This window comes from Deltaproteobacteria bacterium (genome assembly GCA_016234845.1).
Taxonomy (GTDB): domain Bacteria; phylum Desulfobacterota; class Deferrimicrobia; order Deferrimicrobiales; family Deferrimicrobiaceae; genus JACRNP01.
In genome coordinates, this window is the sequence record JACRNP010000001.1 from 1 (window position 1) to 7759 (window position 7759).

The 7759-nt window shown below is 69.6% G+C and carries 9 protein-coding genes; 5 read left to right on the forward strand and 4 right to left on the reverse strand.

Annotation, left to right across the window (positions count from 1 at the left end; all coding sequences use genetic code 11):
* The 3 genes from secG to gap all read right to left on the reverse strand — a co-directional run.
* Positions 1-221: preprotein translocase subunit SecG (gene secG / locus HZB86_00005; GenBank protein ID MBI5903932.1), on the reverse strand; the 221-nt coding region annotated here is incomplete at its 3' end.
* 26 nt (positions 222-247) lie between these two features.
* Positions 248-997 carry a triose-phosphate isomerase gene (locus tag HZB86_00010; GenBank protein MBI5903933.1) on the reverse strand — a complete coding sequence of 250 codons (750 nt, stop codon included), beginning with the start codon at positions 995-997 and terminating at the stop codon, positions 248-250.
* Between the two features lie 4 nt (positions 998-1001).
* A complete protein-coding gene (gap, locus tag HZB86_00015) occupies positions 1002-2006 on the reverse strand; it encodes a type I glyceraldehyde-3-phosphate dehydrogenase (GenBank protein MBI5903934.1) in 1005 nt (334 codons plus the stop codon).
* Positions 2007-2127: 121 nt separating this feature from the next.
* Between gap and HZB86_00020 the strand changes: the two genes are divergently transcribed.
* Positions 2128-3093, forward strand: a complete 966-nt coding sequence (locus HZB86_00020) for a D-glycerate dehydrogenase (protein MBI5903935.1) — start codon at positions 2128-2130, stop codon at positions 3091-3093.
* On the opposite strand, the gene HZB86_00025 is transcribed toward HZB86_00020, so the two are convergent.
* On the reverse strand, positions 3086-3658 hold the full coding sequence (locus HZB86_00025) for an LEA type 2 family protein (GenBank protein ID MBI5903936.1): 573 nt from the start codon (positions 3656-3658) through the stop codon (positions 3086-3088). The genes HZB86_00020 and HZB86_00025 overlap by 8 nt on opposite strands.
* Between HZB86_00025 and HZB86_00030 the strand changes: the two genes are divergently transcribed.
* The 4 genes from HZB86_00030 to HZB86_00045 all read left to right on the forward strand — a co-directional run.
* A complete protein-coding gene (locus tag HZB86_00030; protein ID MBI5903937.1) occupies positions 3657-5183 on the forward strand; it encodes a hypothetical protein in 1527 nt (508 codons plus the stop codon). The two genes, HZB86_00025 and HZB86_00030, sit on opposite strands and share 2 nt — an antisense overlap.
* Positions 5184-5195: 12 nt before the next feature.
* Positions 5196-6164, forward strand: coding sequence for an HD domain-containing protein (locus tag HZB86_00035; GenBank protein ID MBI5903938.1), 969 nt, complete (start codon positions 5196-5198; stop codon positions 6162-6164).
* A complete protein-coding gene (gene bioF / locus HZB86_00040) occupies positions 6161-7309 on the forward strand; it encodes an 8-amino-7-oxononanoate synthase (GenBank protein MBI5903939.1) in 1149 nt (382 codons plus the stop codon). Before HZB86_00035 ends, bioF begins: the two co-directional genes overlap by 4 nt.
* A partial coding sequence (locus HZB86_00045) for an alpha/beta fold hydrolase (protein MBI5903940.1) occupies positions 7299-7759 on the forward strand: 461 nt, incomplete at its 3' end. The genes bioF and HZB86_00045, both read left to right, overlap by 11 nt.

A 7759-nucleotide genomic window follows, 5' to 3' on the forward strand; every position in this document is an offset into this window, starting at 1 on the left:
GAGAAGTACGCGAGGAACAGCGACGTGATCATGAAGATGATCGCCGCCCCCGCGGTCGCCTTGCTCAGGAAACTGGTCGGCCCGGTCGACCCGAACAGGGTCTGCGAGGAGCCGCCGCCGAAGACCGCGCCGATGTCGGACCCTTTCCCGGTCTGCAGCAGGATGACGAGGATCATCGCGATGGAAACGATCACGTGCAGGATGACGATGAGCGTGTACATTTTTCTTCTCGCGTTCTCTCTTTCGGTTATTTGAACTTCACGATCCTCGCGAACGACTCGGGGGAGAGGCTCGCCCCGCCGACCAGCGCGCCGTCGATGTCCTCTTTCGCCATCAGCTCCGCGATGTTGTCGGGCTTGACCGACCCTCCGTAGAGAAGCCGCACGGACGCCGCCGCCGCTCCCCACAGTTCCGCCAGGGATCGGCGCAGGAACGCGTGGACCTCCTGCGCCTGCGCGGGGGATGCGGTTTTCCCGGTGCCGATCGCCCACACCGGCTCGTAGGCGACCACGATCTTCGATGCGTCCGCCGCCGGGATGTCCTTCAAGGCCCCCCGAAGCTGCCGGAGGACGACGTCGAACGTCTTGCCGGACTCCCGCTCCGCGAGCGTCTCCCCGAGGCAGACGATCGGCGTGAGACCCGCGGCCATCGCCGCGCGGACCTTCCGGTTCACCGAGTCGTCCGTTTCCGCGAAATATTGCCGCCGCTCGGAGTGCCCGACGATGCAATGGGTGGCCCCCGCGTCCGCGACCATCCGGGGGGAGACCTCGCCGGTGAACGCCCCCTCGTTCTCGAAGTGGACGTTCTGGGAAGCCACGCCCACGGCGGTGCCCCGGGTGAGCCCCGCGACCGCGGCGATCGAAGGAAACGGAGGCGCGATCACGATCTCGACGCCGGAGACCCCCGCCACCAACGGAAGAAACGCCCGGACGAACCCCTCGGACTCCCCCGCGGTCTTGAACATCTTCCAGTTGCCGGCGATGACCGGGACGCGCATGCGGCTACTTCGCCCTGGAAACGAACTTCGCCAGGTCGACCAGGCGGCAGGAGTATCCCCACTCGTTGTCGTACCACGCCAGGACCTTCGCCATCTTCCCGCCGATGACCTTCGTGGAGAGCGCGTCGAACGCCGAGGAGCACGGGTCGTGGTTGAAGTCGATCGAGACCAGCGGCTCGTCCACGTACTGCAGGATCCCCGAAAGGGGCCCGTCGGCCGCCTTCTTCATCGCCGCGTTGATCTCCTCCGCGGTGGCCGCCTTCGACAGCTCGACCGTCAGGTCGACGACCGAGACGTTGGGGGTCGGGACGCGGATCGCCATCCCGTCGAGCTTCCCCTTCAGCTCCGGGATGACCAGGGAGACCGCCTTGGCGGCGCCGGTCGTCGTGGGGATCATCGACACGCCGGCGGCGCGGGCCCGACGCAGGTCCTTGTGGGGGAGGTCGAGGATCTTCTGGTCGTTCGTGTACGCGTGGATGGTGGTCATGAGCCCCCGCTCGATCCCGAAGGTGTCCAGGAGCACCTTGGCCACCGGGGCGAGGCAGTTGGTCGTGCAGGAGGCGTTGGAGATGATCGCGTGCTTCGCGGGGTCGAACCGGTTCTCGTTGACGCCCATCACGAAGGTGGCGTCCTCGCCCTTCGCGGGCGCGGAGATCAGGACCCGCTTCGCGCCGGCCGAGAGGTGCTTCGCGGCGCCCTCCCGCTCGGTGTACTTTCCGGTGGACTCGATGACGACCTCGACGCCCAGCTTCCCCCACGGAAGCTCGGAAGGATCCTTGCACGCGAGGACCTGGACCTTCTTCCCGCCGACGACGATGGCGTTGTCCTCGACCTTCACCGGCTCCCCGAAGCGGCCGTGCACGGAGTCGTACATGAGGAGGTGCGCCAGCGTCTTCGCGTCGGTGATGTCGTTGACCGCGACGATTTCCAGCGAGGGATCCTTGTACGCCGCCCGGAAGAAGTTCCGCCCGATCCGCCCGAACCCGTTGATGCCGACCTTGACCGCCATGGGACCGACCTCCTGTACGATATATGGAGAAATCCAACCGAAATCTGAAGAGTATACCCCGGCCGGCTCCCTGTCAATTATTCGGGTATATAATGAAACCCCTTCGGGAGGGGGTATTTCCATGGATTCACGGGGGATCCTGGTGACTCGTCGGCTGCCGGGGGTGCCGTTTACGGCCCTCGCCGGGCGGTTCCGGGCGGCCGGGCCGCCGCCGGACGGCCCGATGCCGCGGGAGGAGCTGCTCCGGAGGGCGTCCGGAGTCTCGGGGATCCTGTGCACCCTGGCGGACCGGATGGACGCGGAGCTGATGCGGGCGGCGGGCCCCTCCCTGAAAGTCGTCTCGAACTTCGCGGTCGGGGTGAACAACGTCGACGTGGCGGAGGCGACCCGTCGCGGCATCCGGGTGTGCAACACCCCCGACGTGCTCACCGACGCGACCGCCGACCTCGGGTTCGCCCTCCTCCTGTCCGCCGCCCGGAAGCTTCCGGAGGCGGAGCGGTTCCTGCGGGAGGGGCGGTGGACCGGGTGGGATCCCTGGGGGTTCCTGGGCGTGCCCGTCGCCGGAAAGACGATCGGGATCGTCGGGATGGGGAAGATCGGATCGGCGATCGCCCGCCGCTCCCGCGGTTTCTCGATGAGGATCCTCTACAGCGGCAGGAGAAGGCTCGCGCCCGCGGCCGAGGCGGAGCTCGGAGCGTCGTACCGGCCTCTCGACGACCTCCTCGCGGAGAGCGATTTCGTCGTGCTGTGCGTTCCGCTCACGGCGGAGACGCGCGGGCTGATCGGCCGCGAGCGGCTGCGGAAGATGCGGCGGACGGCGGTGCTGGTGAACATCGCCCGCGGGGAGGTCGTGGACGAGGAGGCGGTGGCGGAGGCGCTGTCCGAGGGGAGGATCTTCGGTGCGGGGCTGGACGTCTACGAAAAGGAGCCGCAGATCCGCCCGGATCTCCTCGCGGCGCCTTCGACCGCGCTCCTGCCGCACATCGGCAGCGCCACGGGGGAGACGCGGGAGGCGATGGGAAGGCTGGCCGCGGAAAACCTGCTGGCGGTGCTCGAGGGCCGGGAGCCGCCGTCCCCCGTCAATTGAACCCGATCCCCTTCTTCCGAAGGAGGTCCGCGGGGTCGATCGTCCCGTTCCGGGAGAACGGGACCCGGACCACTCCCACGACGGGGGCCACGATCCCGACGGAGCCGTTGAACTCGTAGGAAAGCGACCGGGCCCCGAGCACCTCGCGCAGCGCCGCCGTGAAGGCGTCGACGGAAAGCTGCACGGGGACCTTGACCAGCGTGTCGCCGGACGGTTCGATCCGGATCTCCTCGTTCCTCTCGCCGGACGCGACGAGCTGGCTGCCGACCGTCGCCGAGTAGGCGACGTGGGCGACGGTCAGGGCGTACCCGTTGGGGTTGTGGACCGACAGGTGGAGGATTGCGGTGATCGGCGCGCGGGGGGCGAGCAGCGGGTTCCCCGATAACCCGATGTCGACCACCTTCACCTTCGGGGTCTGGAACATCTCCCGGAGGAGGGGCCGGCACGAGGGGACCGCCAGGGAGAGGAAGAAGAGCGGGAGCAGGGGGAGCAGCCGTTTGACGATCCGCATTCCGGACGTTCGCGTGGCCCCGGCGGTGCCGGAAAGCGCGTTGTTCGACCGCATGCTGAAGATTATAGGCCTTCCCGCGGAGGAGGTAGAGCGGTTTTCCGTGGTGCGGAGGGGACTCGACGCCCGGAGGAAGGGGGACGTCCGACGGGTGTACACGCTGGAGTGCGTCCTCCGGTCCGCCGCCCGCGAGGAGGAGGTGTGCCGGCGCGTCCCCGACGCGCGCCGGTACGAACCGCCCCCGGACCCGTTTCCCCGGTCCCCGGTGACCGCCCCGGAACGTCCTCCCATCGTCGTCGGGACGGGCCCGGCGGGGCTGTTCGCGGCGCTTACGCTGGCGCGCTTCGGGGCCCCTCCCGTGGTGCTGGAGCGGGGACGCCCGGTCGAGGAGCGGACGTCGGACGTCGGCCGGTTCTGGAGCGACGGCATCCTCGATCCCGAAAGCAACGCCCAGTTCGGGGAGGGGGGCGCCGGCACCTTTTCCGACGGGAAGCTGACCACGAGGATCGGAGATCCGCTGGTTACGCACGTGGTGTCCGCGTTCGCGGCGTTCGCCGGGATCCCCGGGCTGGTCAAGGACGCGAAGCCCCACGTCGGGACGGACCGGTTGCGGGAGTTCTGCCGGCGCGCGCGGGAGGAACTCCTGTCCCTCGGGGCGGTGGTCCGGTTCGGCGCGCGGATGGAGGGGCTCCTGGTCGATGGAGGAGCGGTCCGCGGGGTCCGGCTGGCCGGCGGGGAGGAGGTGCGGTCCCCCGTGGTCGTGCTGGCGGTCGGGCACTCCGCCCGGGACACGCTGCGGGCGCTCCACGCGCAGGGCGTGGCGGTCTCGGGGAAGGCGTTCGCCGTCGGTTTCCGCGTCGAGCACCCCCAGGGGCTGATCGACCGGATCCAGTACGGGGCGGCGGCGGGAAAAGGGCTGCCTCCCGCGGATTACCGCCTGGCGGCGCGGTCCCCATCGGGGCGCGGAGTCTACTCCTTCTGCATGTGCCCCGGCGGGGAGGTGCTGAACGCGGCGTCCGGCCCGTTCCAGGCGACGGTGAACGGGATGAGCCCGCGCGCGCGGAACTCGGGATTCGCCAACAGCGGGATCGTCGCGGCGGTCCCGCCCGACGGTTTCGCGGGGTGCGGCGACGGACCGCTTGCGGGGATCGCGTTCCAGGAGGAGATCGAGCGGCGGGCGTTCGCGCGGGGCGGGGGACGGTATGGACTTCCGGCGGCGAACCTGCTCGCCTTTCTCCACGGGACGGACCTCCCCCCGTCGCCGGGACGCGTCCTCGCCCCGGGGGTTGCGCGGCACACCCTCGCGGGCATCCTGCCGGAAGCGGTGGAGGAGGACCTGCGCTTCGGCCTCGTCCGGTTCGGGAAGGTGATGCGCGGCTTCGTGACCCGCGAGGCCACGCTGTACGCGGCCGAGTCGAGGACCTCCTCGCCGGTCCGCCTCGAGCGGGAGAATTACGAGTCGGTCACCCACAAAGGGTTGTATCCTGTGGGAGAGGGCGCCGGGCACGCGGGCGGGATCGTATCCTCCGCCGTGGACGGGATCCGCGCCGCCCTTCGCATCCTCGAAACCCATTCCGCATAGAAGGAAGACGCGATGCCCAAGACCCGTTTCGTGAAGGACATAAAGGAAGGCGAGCAGGTCCGCGAGCTGTTTCTCGTCGGGGGGAAGACGCTCCTGACCAGCAACGCCGGGAAGCCGTACCTGAGCCTGCAGCTGCGCGACCGGACCGGCCTGATCGAGGGGAGGGTCTGGGACCGCGCGGAGGAGATCGGCAAGCGGTTCGAGCGGGACGACGTGGTCGAGGCGAGCGGCACCGCCATCGCGTACCAGGGGCGCATCCAGCTCAAGGTCCACGACGTCCGCCGCGAGGAGAAGGGCCCCCGGGACCTTTCCGAGTATCTTCCGGTCACGAGGAAAGGGATCGACCCGCTCTGGAAGAGCCTGCAGGGGTACGTCTCGGAGGTCGGGGACCCGGAACTGAAGCGCCTGCTGTCGGCCATATTTCCCGATCCCCCGGAGACGGACGTCGCGCGGAGGTTCCGCCAGGCGCCCGGCGGGAAGACGATGCACCACGACTACATCGGCGGGCTGCTGGAGCACACCGTATCGGTCGCGGGGATCTGCCGGGTCCTGTCGTCCCATTACGAGGGGGTGAACGGCGACCTCCTCCTCGCGGGCGCGCTGCTGCACGACGTCGGGAAGGTGCACGAGCTCTCCTACGAGGGCGCGTTCGACTACACGGACGAAGGGAGGCTTCTCGGGCACCTGTACATGGGCGCGGAGTACGTCGACCGGATGTGCGCCTCCCTCCCCGGTTTCCCGGCGGAGCTCGCGATGCTGGTGAAACACATGATCCTGTCCCACCACGGGGAGCTCGAGTACGGTTCCCCCAAGCGCCCCAAGACGCTGGAGGCGGTTCTCCTCCACTTCGTCGAGAACATGGACGCGAAGGTGACGGCGTTCAACGACGCCATCGCGGAGCTCCGGGAAGGTACGCGCTGGACCGACTACCAGCGGATGTTCGAGCGGTACCTGTTCTCGGGAAAGTTCCCCGGTCCATGACCGAGAAATGGAAAGATTTTCTCGAAGACCGGGAGCGGCGGCAGCTGCTGCGGCGCCTGGTGCCGTCCGGGGACCGGTCTCCCGGGGTCGCCGTGCGGGGAGGCCGCGACTACGTCGATTTCTCCTCCAACGACTACCTGGGCCTCTCGGCCCACCCGGCGCTGGTCGCCGCCGCGAAAGGCGCGCTCGAAAAGTACGGCGTGGGGGCGGGCGCGTCCCGGCTGATGAGCGGGGACCTCGCGATCCATCACGAGCTGGAGAGGGAAGTCGCGGCGTTCAAGGGAGCGGAGGCCGCCCTGGTCTTCAACTCCGGCTACCAGGCCAACACCGGGATCGTGCCGGCGCTCTTCGGCCGCCGCGACGCGGTCTTCGCGGACCAGCTCTGCCACGCGAGCCAGCTCGACGGCGCGATCCTGTCCCGCGCGAAGCTGCTCCGGTTCCGCCACAACGATCCGGAACAGCTGGAACGGATGCTCGGGAAGCACCGCGGATCGTTCGACCGGGCGCTCGTGATGACCGAGAGCGTCTTCAGCATGGACGGGGACCGTGCGCCGCTCTCCGCGCTGCTCGCGGCGTGCCGGCGGCACCGCTGCCTCTTCATGGTGGACGAGGCGCACGCCACGGGGGTCTTCGGGCCGCAGGGGCGGGGATGCGTCGAGGCGGAGGGGCTCGCGGGCGAAGTCGACCTCGTGATGGGGACGTTCAGCAAGGCGCTCGGGGCGTTCGGCGCCTACCTGGCCGGGACGCGGACGGTGGTCGAAATCCTCGTGAACTCCGCCCGCAGCTTCATCTACTCGACCGCGCTCCCCGCCGCGGTGATCGCGGCGGACCTCGCGGCCCTGCGGCTTTGCCTTGCCGGGGAGACGCGCGGAGCGGAGCTCCTGGAACGCGCGGCGTCGTTCCGGGAGGCGCTGCGCGCGAACGGATGGACGGTCGGCGGCGAAAGCCAGATCGTCCCCGTGGTCGTCGGCGGGAGCGCCCGCGCCGTCTCCCTTTCCAGGTCGCTCGCGGAGCGCGGCTACCTCACGCTTCCCGTCCGACCTCCCACCGTTCCGGAAGGGTCCGCCCGGCTCCGGTTCTCCCTGACTTCGGCGCACACGCCGGCCCAGCTCGCGGGCGTCCTGGAGGCCCTCGGTGCGGCCTGAGTTCTTACGGACCGGCGGGGAGGGCGATCCGTCGATGGTCCTGCTCCCGGGGTGGGCGACCGACGGGCGGATCTTCGACGGACTTTTCCCCGGCGTACCGGCCGTGACGACCGGGGCGTTGCGCCCGGAGGGATTCGCCGGGCGGCTGGCGTCGTTCCTCGACCGGACGGCCCGCGGACCGGTCACGCTCGTCGGGTGGTCGCTCGGCGGCTTCCTCGCGGCGGAGTTCGCCCGGGAGCATCCGGACCGCGTGCGGCGCGTCGTCCTCGTCGGGATCCGCCGCGGCTACCCCGACGCCGACGTGGAGGCGGTGCGGGACTCTCTTCTTCGCGACCGGGCGGCGTGCCTCTCCGCGTTCTACGCGCAATGCTTCTTCCCGTCGCAGAAGGCGGAGCACCGCCGCTTCCGGGCGGCGCTTCAGCCCGAATACCTGAAGGTCATGAACGACGC